Annotated in this window: 12 protein-coding genes; all 12 read right to left on the reverse strand. The window is 76.5% G+C overall.

Features of this window, described 5'->3' with window-relative positions; all coding sequences use genetic code 11:
* Positions 1-5 precede the first annotated feature (5 nt).
* The 12 genes from AC07BF_RS01740 to AC07BF_RS01795 all read right to left on the reverse strand — a co-directional run bounded on the left by AC07BF_RS01740 (position 6) and on the right by AC07BF_RS01795 (position 21,703).
* Complete coding sequence (locus tag AC07BF_RS01740) at positions 6-5,405, reverse strand: non-ribosomal peptide synthetase (protein ID WP_478332763.1); 5,400 nt, start codon at positions 5,403-5,405, stop codon at positions 6-8.
* Positions 5,402-10,021 (reverse strand): condensation domain-containing protein, encoded by a 4,620-nt coding sequence (locus tag AC07BF_RS01745; RefSeq protein ID WP_478332764.1) that lies wholly within the window; start codon positions 10,019-10,021, stop codon positions 5,402-5,404. Before AC07BF_RS01745 ends, AC07BF_RS01740 begins: the two co-directional genes overlap by 4 nt.
* 19 nt (positions 10,022-10,040) lie before the next feature.
* Positions 10,041-11,963, reverse strand: a complete 1,923-nt coding sequence (locus tag AC07BF_RS01750) for a non-ribosomal peptide synthetase (protein ID WP_478332765.1) — start codon at positions 11,961-11,963, stop codon at positions 10,041-10,043.
* A complete protein-coding gene (locus AC07BF_RS01755) occupies positions 11,960-12,820 on the reverse strand; it encodes a 3-hydroxyacyl-CoA dehydrogenase family protein (protein WP_400326650.1) in 861 nt (286 codons plus the stop codon). Before AC07BF_RS01755 ends, AC07BF_RS01750 begins: the two co-directional genes overlap by 4 nt.
* A gap of 128 nt (positions 12,821-12,948) precedes the next feature.
* On the reverse strand, positions 12,949-14,133 hold the full coding sequence (locus tag AC07BF_RS01760) for an HAD-IIIC family phosphatase (RefSeq protein WP_478332766.1): 1,185 nt from the start codon (positions 14,131-14,133) through the stop codon (positions 12,949-12,951).
* Positions 14,130-15,293, reverse strand: a complete 1,164-nt coding sequence (locus tag AC07BF_RS01765) for an acyl-CoA dehydrogenase family protein (RefSeq protein WP_400810060.1) — start codon at positions 15,291-15,293, stop codon at positions 14,130-14,132. Before AC07BF_RS01765 ends, AC07BF_RS01760 begins: the two co-directional genes overlap by 4 nt.
* On the reverse strand, positions 15,277-15,558 hold the full coding sequence (locus AC07BF_RS01770) for a phosphopantetheine-binding protein (RefSeq protein WP_363585108.1): 282 nt from the start codon (positions 15,556-15,558) through the stop codon (positions 15,277-15,279). Before AC07BF_RS01770 ends, AC07BF_RS01765 begins: the two co-directional genes overlap by 17 nt.
* Positions 15,555-16,577: a 3-oxoacyl-[acyl-carrier-protein] synthase III C-terminal domain-containing protein gene (locus AC07BF_RS01775; RefSeq protein ID WP_363630429.1), complete on the reverse strand. Its 1,023-nt coding sequence runs from the start codon at positions 16,575-16,577 to the stop codon at positions 15,555-15,557. The genes AC07BF_RS01770 and AC07BF_RS01775 overlap by 4 nt, the downstream gene beginning before the upstream one ends.
* Positions 16,578-16,659: 82 nt before the next feature.
* Positions 16,660-18,081: a MocR-like pyridoxine biosynthesis transcription factor PdxR gene (pdxR, locus tag AC07BF_RS01780; RefSeq protein ID WP_363585112.1), complete on the reverse strand. Its 1,422-nt coding sequence runs from the start codon at positions 18,079-18,081 to the stop codon at positions 16,660-16,662.
* Positions 18,082-18,182: 101 nt separating this feature from the next.
* A complete protein-coding gene (locus AC07BF_RS01785; protein WP_363585114.1) occupies positions 18,183-19,886 on the reverse strand; it encodes a 2-isopropylmalate synthase in 1,704 nt (567 codons plus the stop codon).
* Positions 19,887-19,940: 54 nt separating this feature from the next.
* Entirely contained in the window at positions 19,941-20,393 is a 453-nt protein-coding gene (locus AC07BF_RS01790; RefSeq protein ID WP_363585116.1) for a flavin reductase family protein, read from the reverse strand.
* Between the two features lie 47 nt (positions 20,394-20,440).
* Positions 20,441-21,703 carry a cation:proton antiporter gene (locus AC07BF_RS01795; RefSeq protein ID WP_363585118.1) on the reverse strand — a complete coding sequence of 421 codons (1,263 nt, stop codon included), beginning with the start codon at positions 21,701-21,703 and terminating at the stop codon, positions 20,441-20,443.
* Positions 21,704-21,729: the final 26 nt, after the last annotated feature.

The following is a 21,729-nucleotide window of genomic DNA, read 5'->3' on the forward strand; positions in this document are numbered from 1 at the left end:
CCGGTTCAGCTCCTCTCCGGCTCGTGCGGCTGGTGCGGCCCCTGCGGACCCTGTGGCCCGGCCGGGTCGCCGAGTCGGTCGAGCAGCGCCGGGGCGAGGTCGACGAGGGCGGCCGGGCCGCCGAGTTCCTGGTGGCCGTGGTCGGTCCGGTGCCGCAGCAGCCGGCCGCCGTCGAGGTGGGGCAGCCAGCTCTCCGGGTCCTGGACGGGCCCGCTGGTCTCGGGGACGGCCTCGATGAGGAGCAGGTCGCCGCGGTACCCGCCGGGGCGGAAGGCCCGGCCGAGCCGGACGTTGTTGTCGTAGACCTCGGCGAGCGCGGTCAGGTGGTGTTCGGAGAAGACGGAGAGCGGCGAGTCGGAGTCCTTGGCGAGGGCGAGGAACTCCTCGGCGGTCGGCGCGGGCGCGTCGGCGGGGCGGTCGACGCCGGTCAGCCGCAGCAGGGCGTTGCGGACGTGGCCCTGCTCGGCGAGCACCTCGGCCTCCGAGCGGGCGGGCAGGTCGGCGAGCACGTAGCTGTCGAGCATCGCGAGCAGGCCCACCTCCGCGCCCTGCTCCTGCAACCGGGCGGCCACGGCGTAGGCGACCAGGCCGCCGAACGACCAGCCGAGCAGGTGGTAGGGCCCGTCGGGCTGGACGGCGCGGATCTCCCGCACGCAGTCCTCGGCCACCTCCTCCAGGCTGGCCGGCAGCGGCCCCCGGCCGTCGAGGCCGCGGGACTGCAGGACGTAGAGCGGCCGGTCGCCGAGCGGCCCCAGCAGCGCCGCGTACGTCCAGCCGATCCCGGCGGCCGGGTGCACGCAGAACAGCGGCGCGCCGGTGCCGGTCGAGCGCAGCGGCAGCAGGGTGGCCAGCATGGGCTCCAGGCCGTCCGCGGGCGGGGCGGGCTCGGCGGCGTCGGCGGTGGCGTCGGCGGGGAGCGGGGTGCGGGCGGGCCCGGCGGTCGCGGGCCAGGAGTCGAGCAGGCCGAGGGCGCCGACGGTGGTGTCCGGCTCGGCGACGAGGGTGTCGAGCAGCCCCAGCAGCCGGGCGAGCAGGGCGTCGGCGGCCTCGGCGTCGACGGCATCCTCCCGGTGCAGGATGTCGAGTTCCAGTCCGCCGTCCCTCGGGATGGCCATCAGCGACAGCGGGTAGTGCGCGGCCGTCTCGCTGCCCGAGCCGGTGATCCGCACCCCCGGGAGCGCGTCGCCCTGGTCGCCGGACTGCGGGAAGTTCTCGTACACCATGACGGTGTCGAAGAGTTCGCCGAGGCCGGTCGCCCGCTGGATCGCGGGGATTCCCAGGTGCTGGTGGGCGATCATCCGGACCTGCTCGCGCTGGACCCGGGTCAGCAGCCCGGCCAGCGGCTCCTCCGGCCGCAGGGTGATCCGCAGCGGCAGGGTGTTGATCAGGAAGCCCATGACGGACTCGGAGCCCGGCAGCTCCGGCGAGCGGCCGTTGACGATGATCCCGAACACGGTGTCGGGGCGGCCGGTCCGCTCGGCCAGCAGCAGCGCCCAGGTGGCCTGGAGCACGGTGTTGAGCGTGATGCCCAGCCCGGCGGCGAGGGCGCCGAGCCGTTCGGTGCGCTCCTCGCCCAGGGGCCGGTAGCGGCGGCCCGGCCACCCGTCGGCGGGCGGCAGCCCGGGCGGCGTCACCAGGGTGGGTTCGATCGGCGCGGCCAGGGCCTCGCGCCACGCCCGGCGGGCGGCCTCGTGGTCCCGGCCGGCCAGCCAGGCCAAGTGGGCGCGCAGCGGCACCGGCTCGGGCAGTCCGGCCGGGTCGCGGTACAGGGCGAACAGCTCCGGCAGGAGGAGCTGGTTGGACCAGCCGTCGATCAGGGTGTGGTGGGCGACCACCTCCAGCCGGTACCGCTGCGCTCCCACGCCCTCTCCGGGGCCCAGCCGGAGCAGGGTGAAGCGGATCAGCGGCGGGTCGGCCGGGTCGAACCGGGTGGTCCTGGCCTCGGCGGCCAACCGCTCGGTCTCCGCCTCCTGTTCGGCCGCCGTGAGGCCGCTGAGGTCCAGCTCCGTGAACGGCGGCAGGCGGTCCGGGACGACCTGGACGGGTCGGCCGTCGGGGAGGCGGACGAACCCGGCCGCCAGGTTCGGGTGGCGGCGGCAGAGCGCCTCGACGGCGCGGCGCAGCGCCACCGGGTCGAGCCGCCCGTCGAAGAGCATCCACAGCCGCATCACGTAGGCCCCGCCGCCGCCCTGGCTGTGCTGGGTGGGGAAGAGCAGCCGCTCCTGGAGCGGTGTCAGCGGCAGCACGTCCCGGTGGCCCGGGAACCGGGCCCGCAACCAGGCGCGTTCGGCGGCGTCCAGCGGGAGCAGTTCGCCGTCGGCGGGCCGGCCGGCGCCTTGGTCGGCGGGGTCGAGCACGGTGGCGACGGCCGCGAGTCCGGCCGGGGTCGGGTGCGCGAACACGTCCTCCGGGGCGAGCGCCAGCCCGGCCCGCCGGGCCCGGCGGAGCAGCTTGATGGAGCGGATGCTGTCGCCGCCGAGGGCGAAGAAGCTGTCGTCCGGGCCGACTTCGGGCAGGCCGAGAACGCCGGCGAAGAGCTCGCGCAGCACCTCGACGGGGCCGGCGGCCGGGACGGCGGGGGGCTCGGGCGTGGTCCCCGGCGCGGCTCCGGCGGCCAGGGCGGCGAGCGCGCCGCGGTCGGTCTTGCCGTTGGCGTTGGTCGGGAGGTCGTCGAGGAAGACCAGGGCGGCCGGGACGACCGGTGCGGGCAGCACCTCGCGCAGCGCCGCCCGGACGGCCTCCGGATCGGCCGGGCGACCCTCGGCGGCGACCAGGAAGGCCGTCGTGCGGCGGTCGCCCTCGCCGTCGTCGGTGGCGACCACCACGGCCCGCCGGACGCCGTCCAGCTCCGTCAACCGGGCCTCGATCTCGCCGAGTTCGATCCGGTGGCCGCGGATCTTCACCTGGTGGTCGGTGCGGCCGGCGTACTCCAGCTCCCCGGCGGCGGTCCAGCGGGCGAGGTCCCCGGTGCGGTACATCCGGGCGCCGGGCGGGCCGAACGGGTCGGGCAGGAAGCGCTCGGCGGTGGCCCCCGGCCGGTGGGCGTAGCCCCGGGCCAGGTAGTCGCCGGCCAGGTAGAGCTCGCCGGTGACGCCGACCGGCGCGGGCCGCAGGGCCGGGTCGAGGACGTGGGCGCGCACGTTGCCGATCGGCACGCCGATCGACGGTTCCCCGTCCGCGCCGGGCGGGCACGCCCCGGCCGTGGCGTACACGATGGCCTCGGTGGGGCCGTAGAGGTTGAGCACCCGGGCGTCCGGGTTGCGGGCGTGCACCTGGCGGACCAGCGCGGCGGGCAGCGGCTCGCCGCAGAACACGTAGGTCGTCGCCCGCTCGCGCACCCACTCGGCCCGGGCGACCTGCTGGTACACCGACGGGACGGTGTTGACCAGGCTGCCGGACCAGTCCGGGCGTTCCAGCAGCGTGAGCAGGTTGTCCACCAGGTCGACGCTGCCGCCGACGAACAGCGGCACCAGGAGCTCGAAGACCGACAGGTCGAAGGAGAGCGAGGTGGAGCCGAGCACCCGGGAGAGGGCCTGGGGGCCGAGCTCGGCCGCCGCCCAGGCGGCGAGGTTGGCCACGGCCCGGTGGGTGACCACCACGCCCTTCGGCGTCCCGGTGGAGCCGGAGGTGTGGATGACGTACGCCGCGTTGCCGGGCAGCGGGCCGGTGGGCTTCGCCTCGGCGGGAGCGGTGCCGGCGGGCTCGACGGGAGCGGGCTCGACGGCGGCGGGCTCGTCCAGCAGGACGACGGACGGGCCGTCGGCGGCCGGCTCCGGAAGCACGGCGGCGGCCAGCTGCGCCGTGGTCAGGACCACCCGGGGACGGGCGTCCGCCAGCACGAACTCCACCCGGCCGCGCGGGTGGCCCGGGTCGACCGGGAGGTAGGCGGCGCCGGCCTTCAGCACGCCCAGCACGGCCGCGACCAGGGCGGGCGTGCGGGGCAGCAGCACCGCGACGACGTCCTCGCGGCCGACGCCGAGGCCGGCGAGCAACCGGGCGATCCGCTCGGAGCGCCCGTCCAGTTCGGCGTAGTCCAGCACCTCGCCCCCGCCGCGCACCGCGACGGCGGACGGGGTCCGCGCCAGCTGGGCGGCGAACGCCGCGGGCACGGTGGTCTCGGGCACCGCGTGTCCGGTGGCGTTGGCCTTCCGCAGCAGGGCGAGCTCGTCCTCGCCGGCGAGGTCGAAGGAGTGGATCGGCTCGTCGGGCCGGGCCGCCAGCCGCGCCAGCAGCCGGACCAGTCGGCGGTGGGCCGCCGGGTCGGCGCCGTGGCCGCCGGCGGCGACCCGCCACGCCCCGTCCGGGTCCGCCGGGCCGGGGGTGGGGTCGGCGCGCAGGAACAGGCCGGGCAGCGGCTCGCCCCAGGCGCGGGCCAGGACGGCGACCGTACCGGGGCCGTACGCCACCCGCTCGGCGCTGTCGGCGATCCCGGTGACCAGGCCGTACCCGGAGGACGGGCCCCAGGGCAGGTCGAGGTCCGGCCGGTGGCCGTGGCGGCGGGCCGCGCGCAGGGCGCGGCCCGCCTGCCGGAGGACGGCGGTGAAGCTGAGCCCGGGGGCCGGGGCGAGGCGCACCGGGACGACCAGGCCGCGGCCGCCCGGGCCGGGCGCGGGGCGCCAGTGCCCGAGCAGCAGCTCCCGGGTGCCGGTCAGCCGGTGCGCGTGGACGGCGGCGGCGGCGAGCAGCACCGCGGCGGGGCCCGCGCCGCCGGCCCGGGCGACCCGGGCCAGTGCGGCCGGGTCGGCCACCGGCAACCAGGACAGTTCGGCCGGCGGCGCGACGGCACCGGCCGGGCGGGCGGCGGCGGGCTCGGGGCCGGCGGCCCCCAGGACCTCCCGCCAGTACGCCCGGTCGGCGGGCCGGTCGGCGTCCGGGTCCGGGGCGGGGACGGGGGTGCCGAGGGAGGCGGGGGTGCCGAGGGAGGCGGGGGCCGTCCCGCCGTCTCCCGCGTACAGCGCGCCGGCCCGGCGGACGAGCGCGGCCAGCCCGGCGTCGTCGTCGACCAGCCGGTGGTGGCGCAGGAACCAGCTGAGCCCGCCGTCGGAGCGGCGGATCAGCACGTGGCGCAGCAGCGGCCCGCCGAGCAGGTCGAGCGGGCGGACGAGCTCGGCGGCGAGCCAGCCGTCCAGTTCCTCCGGGTCGAGGTCGATCACCGCGACGGCGGGCGGCTGGGCCGGGTCGGCCGGGCGGAGCAGGCCGGGGCCGCCCCCGGCGGCGGCGCGGTAGCCGGTGTGCAGGTCCGGGCGCTCGGCCAGGGCCCGGGCCACGGCGCGGCGCAGCCGGTCCGACCCGACCGGGCCCTCGAAGCGGACCAGGCGCGCCACGCAGTCGGCGGGCAGGGACGGGGTGTCCCGCAGGACGGCACGCCGGGCGGCGTCGAGCGGGGTGGCGATGAAGCTGCTCACAGGGCCCTCACGGTGTCGTCGTCGGAGTGCGGGGTCACGGTCTCGGGCGCGTCGCCGTGGTCGGCGTGGTCCGCGCAGTCGGCCTGGCCCGCGTAGTCGGCGTAGTCGGCCGCCACATCGTGGACCGGGCGGTCGGGCTCGGCGAGCAGGCCGCGCAGCAGCTCGCGCAGGCCGGTGGCGAAGCCGGTCGCGGTCGGCGGATCGAAGAGTTCGGGGGCGTAGTGCACGGTCAGCGCCGTGGGGGCGGCGCCGTTCTCCGCCCGCCACCCCAGGTCGAGTTCGGCCCCGCGCGGGCCGACGCCGTGGCCACCGCCACCGCCACCGCCACCGCCGTCGCTGTCGCTGTCGCCCCGGGAGCGGACCGGGGGCTCGACTCCGGGGCCGGCCGTCCCGTCGGGGGTGGTCCGTCCGAGCAGGTCGGTGAAGGCGGGTTCGTCGGCGAGGTCGGCCCGCAGCAGGGCGCCGCCGGGCAGGCCGACCGCCACCTCGTCCTGGCCGGAGATCCACGAGAGCAGCACCAGCCAGCCGGCCCGCAGCACCCGGTCGGGGTGCGGGCCGGACCGGGCGATCGCGCCGCGCAGCGACTCGTCGACCGGGACGGTGACGCTGCGCTCGGTGTAGTCGGGGCGGCCCGGGCGGGGGCGGTCGGTGGGGACGTCGAGCCGGACGGGCCCGGGCGGGCCGCCCGCCGGCACCTCGGCGGGGGCGGTCGGGACCGCGTCGGCGGAGACGGCCGCCGGCGCCCCGGCCCACAGCCGGGAGATCGGCAACTCGCCATCGGCGGCGGCGAGTTCACGGAGCAGCTCGGTGTACTCCTCGACGAACGCGGCCGCCGTCTCGCTCGTGAACAACTGGGTGCTGAACTCCAGGCAGGCGGTCATGGCGTCGTCGCCGACCCGGTCGGAGGTGATCAGGGTGAGGTCGAACTTGGCGGTGCCCGCCGGCAGGCCGCCGAACAGGTTGCCGGCGCTGTGGCCGATGTCGAAGTACCCGGTCGAGGTGCCCTCGATCTGCTGGATCGGCGGCAGCTCCTGGTGCACGTAGAACACGTCGAACAGCGGGCTCCGGCCCGGATCGCGCTCGTCCGTCAGCGCCTGGACGACCCGGTCGAAGGGGATCTCCTGGTGCTCCAGGGCCTCCAGCACCACGGCGCGCACCCGGTGCAGGAAGGCGGTCACCGACGGGGCGCCGGACAGGTCGGCGCGCAGCGCCACGGTGCTGTTGAAGAAGCCGATCAGGCCTTCGAGTTCGGGCCGGTTGCGCCCGGTGGTCGGGATGCCGACGACCAGGTCGTCCTGCTCGCTGCGGCGGGCCAGCAGCAGGTAGAGGCCGGCGAGCAGGACCACGAAGAGGGTGACGGAGCGGTCGGCCGCGAGCCGCCGCAGCTCCCGCATCAGGGCGGCGTCCACGGTGAACACCGCGAGGTCGCCGGCGTGGTCCTTGCGGGCCGGGCGCGGGTGGTCGGTGGGCAGCCGCAGCACCGGCGCGTCCCGCAGGGTCTCGCACCAGTAGGCGAGTTCGCGGTCCAGGGCCGGGCCGGCCACCAGTTCGCGCTGCCAGGCCGCGTAGTCGGCGAACTGGACCGGCAGCGGTGCGAGCCGGTGCGGGCGGCCCTCGCGGCGGGCGGCGTACAGCTCGGGCAGCTCGCGTTCGAAGATCCGCGGTGAGGCGCCGTCGTTGACGGCGTGGTGCATGGTCACCTGGAGCACGTGCTGCTCGGGGGCCGTCCGGACCACGAGCACCCGCACCAGGGGGTCGTGGGCGAGGTCGAAGCGGTGCTCGGCGGCCTGCCGGACGAGTTCGCGGGCGGCGGCGAGCGGGTCCGGATCCGCGGAGACGTCATGGAAGGTGAAGAAGTCGCCGGGCTCCGGGCGGATGCGCAGCACCGGCTCGTCGTCCTCCTCGGCGAAGTTGGAGCGCAGCACCTCGTGGCGCAGCATCAGGTCGTGCCACATGCCGCGGACGGCGTCGACGTCGAGCGGGCCGCTGATCAGGCTGACCATCGGGAGGTTGTAGAGCGTGGTGCCGGGGTCGAGCTGGTGGTGGAACCAGATCCGGTCCTGGCCGAAGGAGGTGACCGGGGGCGTGTCGCGCGGGGTGATCGGCGGCAGGGCGGGGGCCGCGGGGGCGCCGGCCCGGCGGCGGATGAGGTCGGCGAACGCTCCGACGGCGGGGTGTTCGTAGACGTCGAGCAGCCGGGGGCGGAAGCCGAAGCGGGTCTGGATCCGGTCGGCGAGCTGGAGGGCGATGATCGAGTTGCCGCCGAGTTCGAAGTAGTCGGCCTCCGGGCCGGGCGGCTGCTCGCTGTGCAGGAGTTCTCCCAGGACTTCGGCGAGCCAGCGTTCGGGGTCCTCGGCGGGGCCGGTCCCGGTGCGCTCGACGGCGGGTGCCGCGGACGCGACGGGCGCGGTGGGCACGGCGGGCAGCGCGGGGGCCGCCGGTGCGGGCCGGATCCAGCAGGGGGTGGCGGCCAGCGGGTGTCCGGGCAGGCGCAGCCGGCGGGCGGTGCCGGGCTCGGGGCCGAGCGCCGTCCAGTCCAGGTCCAGGCCGCATTCGTACAGCCGGCCGAGCAGCGCGGCGAACCCGTCGTCGGCGGCCGTGACCAACCGGGCGCCGTCCTGCCCCTCCGGGCCGAACCGCTCGGCGAGCAGCCGGCCGAGGACCCCGCCGGGGCCGGGGTCGAGGAACACCACCGGTCCGGCGGCGGCGAGCCGTTCGGCCGCCGCGACGAGCCGGTCCCGGTCGGGCGGCGCGGCCTCGGCACCGGTGCCGGTGGCGGTGGCGAGTTCGCGGGTGTCCTCGGCGGTGAGGGTGCCGAGCAGGTACCGGGCGGCGTACCGGGAGACGCCGCTGCTCAGCACGGTCTCCACGGGCACGCCGCAGCGCGACAGCTCGCGGTGGAGGGCGAGTTGGCCGGCGAGCAGCCGGGCCGCCGGGCCGGTGGCGGGCAGCGTGTCGGGCAGCGTGTCGGGCAGCTCCGCCGGGCCGGGGGCGTCGGGCGCGGCGTCCGGGGAGAGCAGCAGGCAGACGGCGGGCGGCCTGGTCCGGCCGCCGCGCGGGGCGCCGCCGGCCGGTGCCGAGGCGTCGAGCCGGGCCGCCCGTTCGAGCAGGGCCCGGCCGAGCTCGGCGGTGTCGCGGGCCCGCACCGCCACCCGGTGTCCGTAGTGGGTGCGCCCGGAGTTGAGGGTGAGGGCGACGTCGTCGAGGTCGGTGTCGCGGGCGGCCGGGCCGGTCAGCGCGGCGCCGAGGTCGGCGCAGAGCCGGGCGAGCGCGGTGCGGCTGCGCGCGGAGACACCGACGAGCCGGGGGGTGCCCGGCCGGTCGGCGCGCGGGGGCACGGGCGGCCGCTGGACCACGCAGTGGGCGTTGATGCCGCCGAGGCTGTACGAGCTGACGCCGGCGATCCGCTCCTCGCCCTCCCAGGGGCGCAGCGCGGTGACCACCTCGACGGGTTCGAGGGCGGCCTCGTCGACGGGCCGGCGGAAGTGCAGGGACGGGTACAGCTCGCCGTGGCCGACCGCGAGGACGGCCTTGACCAGGCCGGCGATCCCGGCCGCGTGGTCGAGGTGGCCGACGTTGGTCTTCACCGAGCCGATCGGCAGCCGCCGGCCCCGCGCCCCGAACCCGCGCGGCCCGAACACCTGGGCCAGGCCCTCCAGTTCGACGGCGTCGCCGAGCCGGGTGCCGGAGCCGTGCGCCTCCAGGTAGCCGGCCAGGGCGGGGTCGAGCCCGGCGGCGCGCCAGGCCGCGCCGATCACCGCCGCGTGCGCGGGTGCGCTCGGGGTGCTGATGGTGGCGGCCGCGCGGCCGTTGTGCCGGACGGCGCTGCCGCGGATCACGGCGTGGACGGGCGTGCCGTCGGCGCGGGCCCGGCCGAGGGTGGTGAGCAGCAGGACGGCGCCGCCCTCGCCGCTGGCGGTGCCGTCGGCGTCGGCGTCGAAGGCCCGGCAGCGGCCGCTCGGGGAGACGAGTTCGGTCATGCCTTCGGTCTGCCGGGCGGGCAGGCCGCCGGGGCGCAGGCTGAAGCCGCCGGCGAGCGCGTACTCGGCCTCGCCGTCGCGCAGTTCGCGGCAGGCCTGGTGGACGGCGACGAGCGAGCCGTTGCAGCCGGTGTCGACGGCGTAGCAGGGGCCTTCGAAGCCGAGCACGTGGGCGATCCGGGCGGGCAGCGCGAAGGGCACGTTGCCGAGGGCGCTGAGCGGGCCGGGCTCGGTGGCGGCGCCGAGGTAGCCGGAGGCGGCGGCGCTGAGCACCACGGCGACCTGGCGTCCGCGCAGGGCGCTCGCGGCGTAGCCGGCGTCCTCGACGGCCTGGTGGGCGAGGACCAGCGCGATCCGCTGCTGGGGGTCCATCAGGGCGGCCTCGCGCCGGGAGAGGCCGAAGAAGGCGTGGTCGAAGGTGTGGACGTCGGCGAGGTGGCCCATCGGCAGGTAGCCCGCGTCCGGGTCGAGTCCGGTGGCAGCGGCCCGGGCGGCGGGCATGTCCCCGACGGAGTCCCGGCCGGCGGCGAGGTTGGCCCGGAAGGCCGCCAGGTCGTCGGCGTCGGGGAAGCGGGCGCCGATGCCGACGACGGCGATGTCGGTGTCGGCGGGGGCCGTCGCTGGGGTCCTGGTCACTGCTGCTCTCTCCCGTTCGTCAGACTTCGTACGCGGCGTCGGGCCGGGCGCCGCCCGTGGGCGCTCCGGCCGCCGGGGCGACGGGCTCCGGGGTGGCGGGCTCCGGGGCGACGGCCGCGGCCTGCTCGGCGACGGTGCGCAGGTCGAAGAGCCGGCCGACGCGGACGGCGCCGGGCCAGCGGCCTTCGAGGCGCAGGTGGAGTTCGACGATCCGGTGCGAGTTGCCGCCGACGGCGAAGAAGTCGTCGTCCGGTCCGAAGTCGCCGTGCCCGAGGACCTCGGTCCAGTAACGCGTCACGAGCCGCGGGGCGCCGTCCGCCTCGGCGGGCTCGTCGCGTCCGCCGAGACCGTCCGGCCCGCCGGTCTCGCCGGGGTCGCCGGTCTCGCCGTGGTCTTCGGCGAGTAGGGCGCGCAGCACCTGGAGGTCGGTCTTGCCGGACGGCGCGAGCGGGAAGCCGGCCACCCGGACGAAGCGCTCCGGCCGGGCCTGGCCGCCGAGCAGGGCGGTGCAGTGCGCCAGGAGTTCGGCGGTGTCCGGCGCGGGGGCGGCGGGGTCGGCGGGGAGCCAGCACGCGGCCAGCGCGGTGGTGCCGTCGGGGCCGGTCACGGCGAGGACGGCGGCCTGCCGGACGGCGGGGTGGCGTTCCAGCGCCGCTTCGACGGCCTCGCGTTCGACCCGGACGCCGCGCACCTTGAGCTGCCCGTCGGCCCGGCCGCGGAACACCAGCGCCCCGGTGGGGTCGGCGGAGGCGAGGTCCCCGGTGCGGTACATCCGGGCGCCGGGGGTGGTGGCGAAGGGGTCGGGGAGGAAGCGCAGCGCGGTCTCGGCCGGGCGCCCGGCGTAGCCCTCGGCGACCTGCGGCCCGGCCACGTACAGCTCGCCGGTCCGCCCGGGCCCGACCGGGGCGAGCCGTTCGTCCAGCAGGTGGATCCGGTTGCCCGGGGTGGACCGCCCGATCGGGACGGGGTCGAGCGGCGCGGACGCGACCGGCTGGGCGAGCACGGTGACGGTGGTCTCGGTGGCGCCGTACTCGTTGACCAGCCGGGTGCCGGGCAGGACGGCCCGGTGCCGCTCGGCCTGCGCGGCCGACAGCGCCTCCCCGCCGACGATCCACTGCCGCAGGTGGGCGTCGGCGCCGGCCAGGTGGGGCAGCACCAGCACGTGGAACGAGGGCGGGCTGACCGCCACCTCGACCCGGTGGCGGCGGATCAGCGCGGCGGCGGCCTCCGGGTCGGGCAGGGCCCGTTCGTCGGGCAGCACCGCCGTGCCGCCGCCGCAGAGCGTGTGGAACAGCATCAGCAGCGGCGCGTCCCAGGAGAGCCGGGAGGCGGTGAAGGTGGTCGCGGCGGGGCCCTCGGCGCGGGAGGCGACCAGGTGGGCGAGCGCGCCGCGGGAGACCAGGACGGCCTTGGGCTCCCCGGTGGTCCCGGAGGTGGTGACGGCGTAGGCCGGTGCGGTCGGGGGCACCACGGCGTCCGACCGGCCTGCGTCCGGAGACACGGCCGGGGCCGGGGCCGGTCCGCTCTCGGCCACCACCGTGACGGGCTGCCCGCAGCCGGCCGTCAACTCCCGTACGGCGGCGGGCGGGGTGGCCGGGTCGCCGTCGTCGTACACCAGGACGGCGCAGCCGCTGTCGCGCAGCAGGGCGCGCACCATCGCGGCGGGGCGCTCGGGTTCCAGGACGCACCAGGCGGCGCCCAGCCGCAGCGCGGCCAGCATGCCGACGACGGTGCGCACGCCCTGGCGGCGGTGGATCAGGACGAGCCGACCGGGGGCGACCCCGACGGCGGCCAGCCGATCGGCCAACACGCTTGCTTCGAGATCGAGTTGACGATACGTCAGGCTCTGCTCGCCGACCGTCACGGCGGTCCGGTCGGGCAGCGTACGGAACCGCTCGCGCATCAGGTCGAGCACGTCGGGGGCAGGGCGGCCGGCGGTCACGGGCGGGTCCCGTAGGCGTAGAAGCCCAGCCCGGTCTTGCGGCCGAAGTGTCCTCGCCGCACCAGGTCAAGCAGCAGGTCGCAGGGCCGGAACCGCTCGTCGCCGGTGGTCTCCAGCAGGACGTCGAGGGTGTCGACGATGGTGTCGAGCCCGATCAGGTCCGCCGTGCGCAGCGGGCCCATGGCGTGGCCGAAGCACTCCTGGAAGATCAGGTCGACGGTCTCCGCGTCGGCCACGCCCTCCTGCACCCGGGCGGCCGCGTCGTTGACCATCGGCATCAGCACCCGGTTGGAGACGAAACCCGGCGAGTCGCGGACGACGTGGGCGCGGCGGCCGACCCCGGCGAGCAGGGCGAGGGTGGTCTCCAGCGTCCGGGCGGTGGTGGCCGGGCCGCGCACCACCTCGACCGTCTCCTTGAGGTACGCGGGGTTCATGAAGTGCGTGGCGAGCACCCGGTCGGCCCGGTCGGTGTAGGAGGCGAGCCGCTCGACCGGGATCGCCGAGGTGCAGGAGGCGAACACCGTGGCGGGGGCGCAGACCCGGTCGAGCTCCCGGAGGACCCGCTCCTTGACGGCCAGCCGCTCGGAGGCGCACTCCACCACGAAGCCGGCCACCGCGAGCCGTCCGAACTCGTCCGTCCAGTCGACCAGTTCGACGGTCTCCGCCGCCGAGGGGCGGGCCTCGCCGGGGGTCTCGGCACGAGCCTCCCCGGGGGCCGGGCGGCGGCCGAGCAGCCGCGCGGCGCGCAGGCCGTCCCGCAGCCGGCCGGGGCCGGCGTCGAGGGCGGCCCGCTGCCGGTCGACCACCACCACGGGGTGCCCGGCCGCGGCGAAGACCTGGGCGACGGCGGTGCCCATCGTGCCGGCGCCGACGATCCCGACCGGGATCCGGTCGGTGCGGGCCGCCCGGGCCTCGCCTGCCTCGCGGTTCTGGGTGTCTTGCGGGTGCACGGTGTCCTTCCTGGTCACGACGGATTCCGGCCCGGTCACGGCCGGTTCCGGGCGTCGGGGGCGTCGGGGGCCTCGAGGGCGACAGGGGCGTTGGGCGCCGCGGGGGCCTCGGGGGTGATCAGCCGCAGGTGGCCCGGCGGCGGGGGCGGCGGAGCGGCGGGCGGGTAGCCGAGCAGCAGCCGACCCTCCCCCTCCTGGCCCACCACGGTGAACCCGGCGAACCGGAGGTTCACCAGCATCACCCGGTTGACGTCGGTGGGCACGAACTCGGCCAGCGGGCGGCGCCCTTCGGCGAGGGCCGCGCGCACGACGTGCCCGATCAGCGCCGGCCCGATGCCCCGGGACATCACCCGGCAGGACAGCAGGAGCAGCCGCAGCACCTCGGCCGGCCCGGCCGGGCCGTCGCCCTCCCGGTGCCCGGTCCGCTCGCTCAGCGCGAGGCCGATGGTGCCGTAGTCGCCGAACCGGTCGGTCAGTTCGGCCACCAGCACCCGGTGGTCGGGCGAGTCGCACAGCGCGCGCAGCTCCGGCAGGCCGTAGGTCCGGCCGGTGGTGTTGAGCTGGTGGGTGCGGACGGTGAGTTCGTGGGCGCGGGCGAGGTCGTCCGACCCGGCCCGACGGACCGTCAGCTCCAGTCCCAGTGAGGCGAGGAACTCCTCGGGGGTGCCCTGGTGATCCTCCCGGGCCTGGGTGCGGAGCGCCTCGCCGCGGTAACGCAACCGGCGTTCACGGGCGTCGGAGGTGACGAACTCGGTCCGGAACTCCGGCAGTTCGGCCAGCGCGGCGACCTGCTCGGCCGGGTAGCAGCGCACCACGGGGTGGGCGGCGGCCACTTCGGCGCGCTCGACCGGGTCGTTGTCGACGAAGGCCACGGTGTCCAGCCCGATGCCGATGGTCTCGGCGATCCGGCGCACCGCGCCCGACTTGGGCCCCCAGCCGATCTCCAGCACGGTGAACAGCTCGTGCAGTCCGAGCCGTTCCAGGTGCGCGGTGGCGACGGCCCGGTCGCTCCGGCTGGCGACGGCGTGCAGGACGCCGCGCTCGTCCAGCGCCCGCAGGGCGGCAGTCGCGGCGGGGAACGGCACCGGATCGTCGCCCTCCAGCACGGTGCCGTCCCAGAGCGTGTCGTCGAGATCCCAGACCAGGACCTTGACGGTCGGCTCCGCCCTACTCTGCTCCGCCTTGCTCTGCTCCGCCCCGCTCTGCTGCGGCCCGGTCATCGGCGCACCCCCTGGCGCAACAGGCGGTCGGCGATGTGCAGTTCGGCGACCTGCGGGCTGCCCTCGATGATCTCCATCACCTTGGCGTCCCGGTAGAACCGGCCGGCCCGGACGCCGGGCTCGCAGCCCGCCGACCCGAGGATCTGGACGGCCCGGTCGGCGACCGCCTTCGCCGCCCCGGCCGCCGCGTACTTGGCGACCACGGTCTCGGTGGCGGCGCCCAGCGGCGAGCCGGCCCGGGCCTCGGCGGCCCGCTCGGCCAGCGCCCGGGCGGCCGCCGTGTCGACGGCGGAGCGGGCGAGCAGCGAGCGCACCAGCTGGTGCCCGGCCAGCGGCACGCCGCCCTGGACCCGGCGCGCGGCGTGCTCGGCGGCGTCGGCCAGGCAGGCCTCCGCCATGCCGACGCAGCCCCAGGCCACCGTGAACCGGCCGTGGTCCAGCGCCACGGCGGCGGTGTGGGTCAGGCCCAGCCCGGGCGGCGCCACCAGGTTCTCCCGGGGCACCCGCACCCGGTCGAAGGTGAGGTGGGCGATCCGCGCGGCGCGCAGGCCGAGTTGGCCGCTGACGGGCTCGCGGACGATCCCGGGCCGGTCGGCCTCCACCAGGACGGCCGTCGGGCCGGCGTCGGTGCGCCCCAGCACCAGGAACACGTCGGCGCTCTGCCCGAAGGTCACCCAGCGCTTGGCGCCGGTGACGACCAGCCGTTCGCCGTCGTCCTCGATCCGCGTCCCGACCTCGGCGAGCGCGCTGCCGGCCTCCCGTTCGGTGGCGGCGAAGCCGGCGAGGCGTTCGCCGGAGGCCAGTGCGGGCAGCCACCGCGCGCGCTGCTCCTCGCCGCCCCAGCGCAGCAGCGCCGCGGCCGTCATGCCCTGGACGGTGAGCAGCGCGCGCAGGGCGCCACAGACGCCGCCCAGGTGCGCGACGGCCTCGCCCAGCTGGGCCGGGGTGGCGCCGGCGCCGCCGTGGCGGGCGGGCAGGTCGAGGCCGAGCAGCCCGGCGGCGGCCACCGCGCGGACGGCCTCGTCGGGCAGCGCGCCCTGCTCGTCCCAGCGGGCGGCATCGTCGCGGACGGCGGCGGCCAGCTCGGCGGCGGCGTCGACCACCGAAGCCCCCAGGTCGGACGGGGCGGACGGACGGGTCTCGCTAGCCGTGGGCGGCACAGCCGGCCCCCGTCTCCCCGCCCGCGCCCAGGCCGGCCCGCTTGCGCTCGACCAGCGCGGCGATCCGCTCGGCGGTGCGGAAGGAGTCCAGGTCGAGGTCGTCCACCTCGATCCGGATGTCGAACCGCTCCTCGACGAAGACCACCAGCTCCAGCGCGAACAGCGAGTCCGCGAGCCCCAGTGCGAAGTAGTCCTCGTCCGGCGCCACCGGCCGGCGCAGTGCGACGGTCAGGAACTCCCGTATCTCGATTGCCGTGTCGGTCACGCGGTGCTCTCCCAGGGTCCGATTTCCACCAGCAGCAGGTTCCAGGCCGCCACCGGGCTGACGTTGACCAGGACGACCCGGTCGCCCTCGGCCAGCCGCCCGTTCGCCAGCGCCGTCCAGAGGTTGAGGAAGACGTCGTTCGGCCCCAGGTGGCCGTACCGGGCCAGGTTCTCCCGGCACTCCGGCAGGAGTTCGACACCCAGCGACTCCGCCAGGAAGCGCAGTCCGCCCGCCGAGAGGTTCTGGCTGGCGTAGCCGGCGACGTCGGCGCGGTCGAGGCCGTGCCGCTTGAGCAGCCGCTCCAGGAGCGCGGTGAGCCGGTTCCTGGTCTCCACCGCGAGCCGGAAGGAGTAGCCGGGCAGGTCCCGGCACTCCTCCTGCCAGCGCTCCCAGGGGCGGTCCCGGTAGTCCACCCGGAAGAGGTCCCAGTACGCGCCGTTGGTCTCCTGGACCAGGTCGAGCACCCGCACCGGGCCGGTGCGGGCGAGCAGCAGGGCCTGCCCGGCGTCCCCGTTGACGGTGACGGGGTGCCGGTAGCGGCCGGGAGTGGCCGGGGTGGAGGCGTGCGCGACCAGGACGTGCCGGACGTCCGGGTCGGCGGCGAGCAGTCCGCGGGCGGCGAGCAGGGCCGGGCCGAGCGAGACGCAGCCGAGGCCGCCGACGCCGAAGGTGACGGCCTGGTCGGCGCCGAGCCGGGCCTGGAGCCTGGTCGCCTCGGAGCTGAGCAGGGTCTCGGGGGCCCGGGAGTCGACGACGATCAGGGCGTCCAGGTCCTGGGCGGCGAGCCCGGCGCCGGCGAGCGCGCTGCGGGCCGCCCGCTCGGCCAGCCCGGTCGGGCCGAGTTCGCGGTCGACGGCCACGGTGTCGATCCCCAGGCCGGCCAGCGTGGTTCGGCGCTCGCCGTCCAGGCCCGCCAGTTCGGGCAGTTCGCCGACCGGCACCCGCTGCTCCGGCAGATGCCAGGCCGCCTCGCGCACCGCGAGCGGCGCGGCGGCGCCGCCCGTCCTCGTCGTCACCATGCCGTGTCCTCGACTCTCCACTGTCCGTCCGGGCGTCTCTCGGTGTCGTACGGTCGCGTTCCGGGCCGAGCCGGGGCGCGGCTCAGGCACTGCGCAGGCAGCCGTCCGCCGCCGACTCGGCGTAGGCCTCGCCCAGTTCCCGCACCGCCTCGGCGACGCCGCTGCGGGGCACCCCGGCGTACCCCACCACCAGGGCTGGCCCGGACTGCCAGGACCGGTGGTGGTACGAGCGGCCGCCGCGCACCAGCACCGAGCGGCGCAGCGCCCGGGCGACCAGCGCGGCCTCGTCCACCCGGTGCGGGAGCTGGACGTAGGCGTGCAGCCCGGCGAAGGCGCCCACGATCCGGGCCCCCGGCAGCCGGCGCCGCACGGCCTCGTGGAAGACCTCGCGGCGGGCCCGCAGCCGTTCGCGCTGGCGCCGCAGGTGGCGGTCGAGTTCGCCGCCGTCCAGCAGTTCGGCGAACGCGTGCTGGGTGAACACGTCGCAGCCGAGGTCCCGTTGGGAGCGGACCTCCTCCAGGCGGCGGCGCAGCCGGGGCGGGGCGACCAGCCAGCCCAGCCGCATCCCGGAGGCCAGCGACTTGCTCGCGGTGCCCGCGTAGAGCACCCGGGAGGGGGACAGCCGTTGCAGCGCGGTGGGCCGGCGGCCGTGGTCCAGCCAGAGGTCGCCGTCGTAGTCGTCCTCGATGATCCAGCCGTCCACGTCCTCCGCCCAGCGGACCAGGGCGGCCCGCCGCTCGGCGCTGAGCACGGCGCCGGTGGGGAACTGGTGGGCGGGGGTGACCAGCACCGCGCGGGCGCCGGTGCGGGCCAGCGCGGCCACGTCGATGCCCTGCTCGTCGACCGGGACGGACGGGCAGTCCAGGCCCGACTCGACGATGAACTGGCGCTGTTGCGGGTGGCACGGGTCCTCGACGGCGAGCGCGCCGAGGCCGGTGCGGGGCAGCGTGGCGCAGACCAGGCCGAGCGTCTGGGCGAACCCGGACACCACCATGACGTGCTCGGGGGTGGTGTGCACGCCGCGCGCCCGCCCGAGGTAGCGGGCGAGTTCGGCGCGCAGCGCCGGGACGCCGGACACCGGCGGGTACCCGAGGTCGCGCGGGCCGAGCCGGCGCGCGGCCCGCTGGTAGGCGGCCAGCCACTCGCGTTGGGGGAAGGCGGAGGCGTCGGCGCCGCCGGCCCGCAGGTCCCAGCGGATCACCGGGGCGGGGCGGGCGTCGCCGAGCAGGGTCGGCATCCGGGTGCCCCGGTCCAGGTGGGTGGCGACCCGGGTGCCCGACCCCCGGGTCGCCTCCAGGTAGCCGCCGGCGACGAGTTGCCCGTAGGCCTCGACGACGACGCTGCGGGACACCCGGAGGTCCTCGGCGAGCTGACGGCTCGACGGCAGCCGGGTGCCGGGGTGCAGCGCCCCCTCGGCGATCTCCCGCTTGATGCCGTCCCGGATCTGGGCGGTCAGCGGGAGCACGTCCTCCCGTGCCACGTCGATCAAGGTGTTCCAGGGCATGCTTGGTTCCTCCCTCCCCCGCCCACGGCGGCCCTGTCTAAGCCCTCCGGACCTGTTCAGCCCGTCGGCCCGGCCCTGCCCGGCCCGTCAGCCCGGTGGCCCTAGCGGGCCTCGGACAGACCGGACCGCTCGGTGTCCAGCAGCGCCCGCAGGGACGCGGCCCGGACGGCCCGGCCGACGGCCTCGCCCTCCTCCTCGGCGATGCCGACTCCCCAGTAGGAGTGGGAGTCCACGACGATCTCGAAGGCGGCGGTGACCGCGTTCAGCGGTGCGCCGGCCCGCTCCACGACGAGGCCCTGGACGACGGCGTCGAGCCCGTAGCCGGCCACCGCCTCGGCGGTGGCCCCGCTCCAGCGGGTGTCGCCGGGCTCCGCCACGAGCGGCTCCGGCTCCGGCAGGCCGGGCACGGTCTCGGTGCCCAGCGCCACGTACCGCTCGACGAAGTGCTCCCACAGCTGGTCGCCGGTGATCTCGCCGCCGATCTCCTCGCAGACCGCCTGCATCTCGGCGGCGAAGTCGATCTGGAGGCGGCGCGGCAGCTCGATGCCGTACTCGGTGCGCAGCAGGTGGGCGATGCCGCCCTTGCCGGACTGGGTGTTGATCCGGATCAGCGCCTGGTAGTCGCGGCCGATGTCGCGCGGGTCGATCGGCAGGTACGGCACGTCCCAGACCTCCTGCCCGGACTCCTCGCGGGCGCGCAGGCCCTTGGCGATGGCGTCCTGGTGGGAGCCTGCGAAGGAGGTGTAGACGAAGTCGCCGGCCCACGGGTGGCGGGCGTGGACGGGCATCTGGTTGCAGCTCTCGACGATGCGGCGGATGCCGTCGATGTCGCTCAGGTCCAGCATCGGGTCGACGCCCTGGGAGAACAGGTTCATGGCCAGGGTGACCAGACAGACGTTGCCGGAGCGCTCGCCGTTGCCGAACAGGGTGCCCTCGACCCGGTCCGCCCCGGCGAGGACGGCGAGTTCGGCGGCGGCGACGCCGCTGCCGCGGTCGTTGTGCGGGTGCACGCCGAGGATGGTGCGCTCGCGGTGGAGCAGGTTGCGGTGGGTGTACTCGATCCGGTCGGCGAACTCCTGCGGCGGGAACACCTCGACGGTGGAGGGCAGGTTGATCCGCAGCGTGTGCGCGGCCCGCGGGGCCCAGAAGTCGAGGACGGCGTTGCAGAGTTCGAGCGCGTAGTCCGGCTCGGTCTGGGTGTAGGACTCCGGCGCGTACTGGAGGTAGATCTCCGTGCCGGGGATCGAGTCCTGGAGTTTGAGGGCCTGTTCGGCCCCGTCGAGCGCCATGGCGGTGGTCTGCCGGCGGTCCTTGCGGAAGACCAGGCGGCGCTGGACCTCCGAGGTCGGGTTGAAGATCTGGAGGACGGCGCGCGGCACGCCCTCCAGGGCCTTGACGGTGCGTTCGATGAAGTCGCCGCGGATCGGCGTCATGACCTGGACGACGACGTCGTCCGGGATCGCGCCGGTGTCGACGAGGTGGCGGAGGAAGGCGTGGTCGTCCTGCGAGGAGGTGGGGAAGCCGACCTCGATCTCCTTGAACCCCATGGCGACCAGCAGGTCGAACATCCGCCGCTTGCGGGTGATGTCCATGGGGTCGGTCAGGGCCTGGTTGCCGTCCCTCAGGTCGACGCTGCACCACAGCGGGGCCTGCTCCGCGCGGCGGCCCGGCCAGCCGCGGTCGGGCAGCCCGACCGCCTGGTACGGCTGGTACTTCCGGACCGGCATCGCGCTGTGGCGCTGGATGCCCTGGTCGCGGGCGGGTGTGCCCTGCGGCGTGTCCGCGTCGGTGGGTTGAGCGGTCATCTCTCCTCCACAACGGTGGTCTGGGCGTCTTGTGGGGACGCTCTGCTAGCTCTGCTAGGCGGGCCAGGTGCTGAACTGTCTCCTCCCGTAGAGCAGCGGCGACGCGTCGCTGAGCTCGGTGATCCGGATGACCTCGCCGAAGACCATCCGCTGGCCGCCGACGGGGACCAGCTGGCTGACCCGGCAGTCGGCCACCGCGTGGGCGTCGTGGACGAGGTGGGGTCCGCCGGCGCCGGGGGGCAGCCGCCAGGTGGTCGCGTCGAACCGGTCCGGGTCGCCGGAGGCGAACAGTTCGGCGGTGCCGCGGCCCTCGGCGTGCAGCAGGTTCACCGCGAACTGGCCGCTGCGCAGCACGGCCTTCAGGGTCGGGCTCTCCGCCCGCATGCCGACCAGCAGGGTGGGCGGTTCGACGGTGACGCTGCACAGGGCGGAGCAGGTCATGCCCCAGGGCCGGCCCGCGTCGTCCAGCGAGGTGACGATGGCGACGCCGCTCGGGAAGCCGGACATGAAGGTCCGGAAATCGGAGGGGGTTGAGGTGACGAGTTCCACGTGATTCACCGCTCGACTGGGTAGGGGACCGGCTCCGCGGTCCGGGGCGCGTCCACGCTCGCCGTGCGCCGGTCGATGACCCACAGCAGCGGACCGCTGAGCACCGTCGTGAACAGGGCCATCACGACGAGGGCGAGGAAGAGCGCCGGGGTGAGGATCCCGGCCTGGTAACCCGTCTGGAGGACGGCGAGCTCCGTCAGGCCGCGGGCGTTGAGAAACACCGCGATCCGCATGGACTCGACCGGAGGCCGGCCGGCCGCCCGGGCGCCGTAGTAGCTGCCGACCAGCTTGCCGAAGATCGCGAGCACCACGGACAGGACGACGGCCTGCCAGGAGAACACGCTGAGCGGCGCCGAGGCGAGGCCCATGCCGGTCACCGTGAACAGCAGCGGCAGCACGATCCGGCCCCAGCCGCCGACGGTGTGGGCGGCCCTGGTCCAGGGGCCGGCGCCGTCGTCGCCCGGCAGCGCCAGGGCGACCAGGACGGCGCCGAGCACGTCGGTGAGGCCCAGCCGCGAGGTGGTCAGGGCGGCGGCCACGGCCGCGGCGGCGGTCAGCCCGATCGGCACCGCCACCGGGATCCGCTCGGCCCAGGCCCGGGGCCCGGGCAGGGCTCCGGCCCGGCGGAGCAGCCAGGCTCCCAGCAGGCCGACGACGAACACCAGGTACGGGGTGATCTTCCCGCCGCCGTGCGCCAGGCCGACCGCGATCGCCAGCAGCGACCAGGTGACGGCGTCGATGGAGACCGCGACCGCCATGCAGAGCCGGCCGATCGCGGTGTTGAGCATGCCGCGGTCGTCCAGGATGCCGGCCAGCACCGGTACGGCGGTGACCGCCAGCGCGATCGCCAGCATCAGGACCAGCACCCCGGCCGGGGCGCCGCCGCGCAGGGCCGGGGAGCCGTCGGCCAGCACCCACGCGGCGAACGCGACGCCGCAGCCGAGCGGCAGCAGCAGCGAACCGGTGGCGGTCATCGCGATGGTGCGCCCGCCCAGCCGGCTGCCGCCGGCCCGGATCTCGTGGACGGCGCCCACCAGGAAGAGCGCGAGGCCGAGGTGGCCCGCCTTCTCCAGGACGGCCCCGCCGTCCATGGTGGCCGGCTTCCAGTGCCACTGGCTCGCCAGCAGCGCCCCGAGCAGGAGGCAGGCCATGATCTCGCCGACGATCTCCGGCTGCCGCAGCAGCTTCGCCAGCCGGCGTCCGAGCAGTGCCACGGGGACGAGCAGAGCGAGCGTCACCGCGGCCGGTACGTACGGAAGACTGTCCATGGTGCCTCCTTTCTCGGGGCGCCGAA

Source organism: Kitasatospora sp. NPDC043950, assembly GCF_056435345.1.

Bases quoted from the DNA above. Each gene is read 5' to 3' on its own strand.
- AC07BF_RS01755 (WP_400326650.1), bottom strand. From the start codon at position 12,820: ATGGGCACCGCCGTCGCCCAGGTCTTCGCCGCGGCCGGGCACCCCGTG.
- AC07BF_RS01760 (WP_478332766.1), bottom strand. From the start codon at position 14,133: ATGACCGGGCCGCAGCAGAGCGGGGCGGAGCAGAGCAAGGCGGAGCAG.
- AC07BF_RS01775 (WP_363630429.1), bottom strand. From the start codon at position 16,577: ATGGTGACGACGAGGACGGGCGGCGCCGCCGCGCCGCTCGCGGTGCGC.
- pdxR (WP_363585112.1), bottom strand. From the start codon at position 18,081: ATGCCCTGGAACACCTTGATCGACGTGGCACGGGAGGACGTGCTCCCG.
- AC07BF_RS01785 (WP_363585114.1), bottom strand. From the start codon at position 19,886: ATGACCGCTCAACCCACCGACGCGGACACGCCGCAGGGCACACCCGCC.
- AC07BF_RS01790 (WP_363585116.1), bottom strand. From the start codon at position 20,393: ATGTCCGGCTTCCCGAGCGGCGTCGCCATCGTCACCTCGCTGGACGAC.
- AC07BF_RS01795 (WP_363585118.1), bottom strand. From the start codon at position 21,703: ATGGACAGTCTTCCGTACGTACCGGCCGCGGTGACGCTCGCTCTGCTC.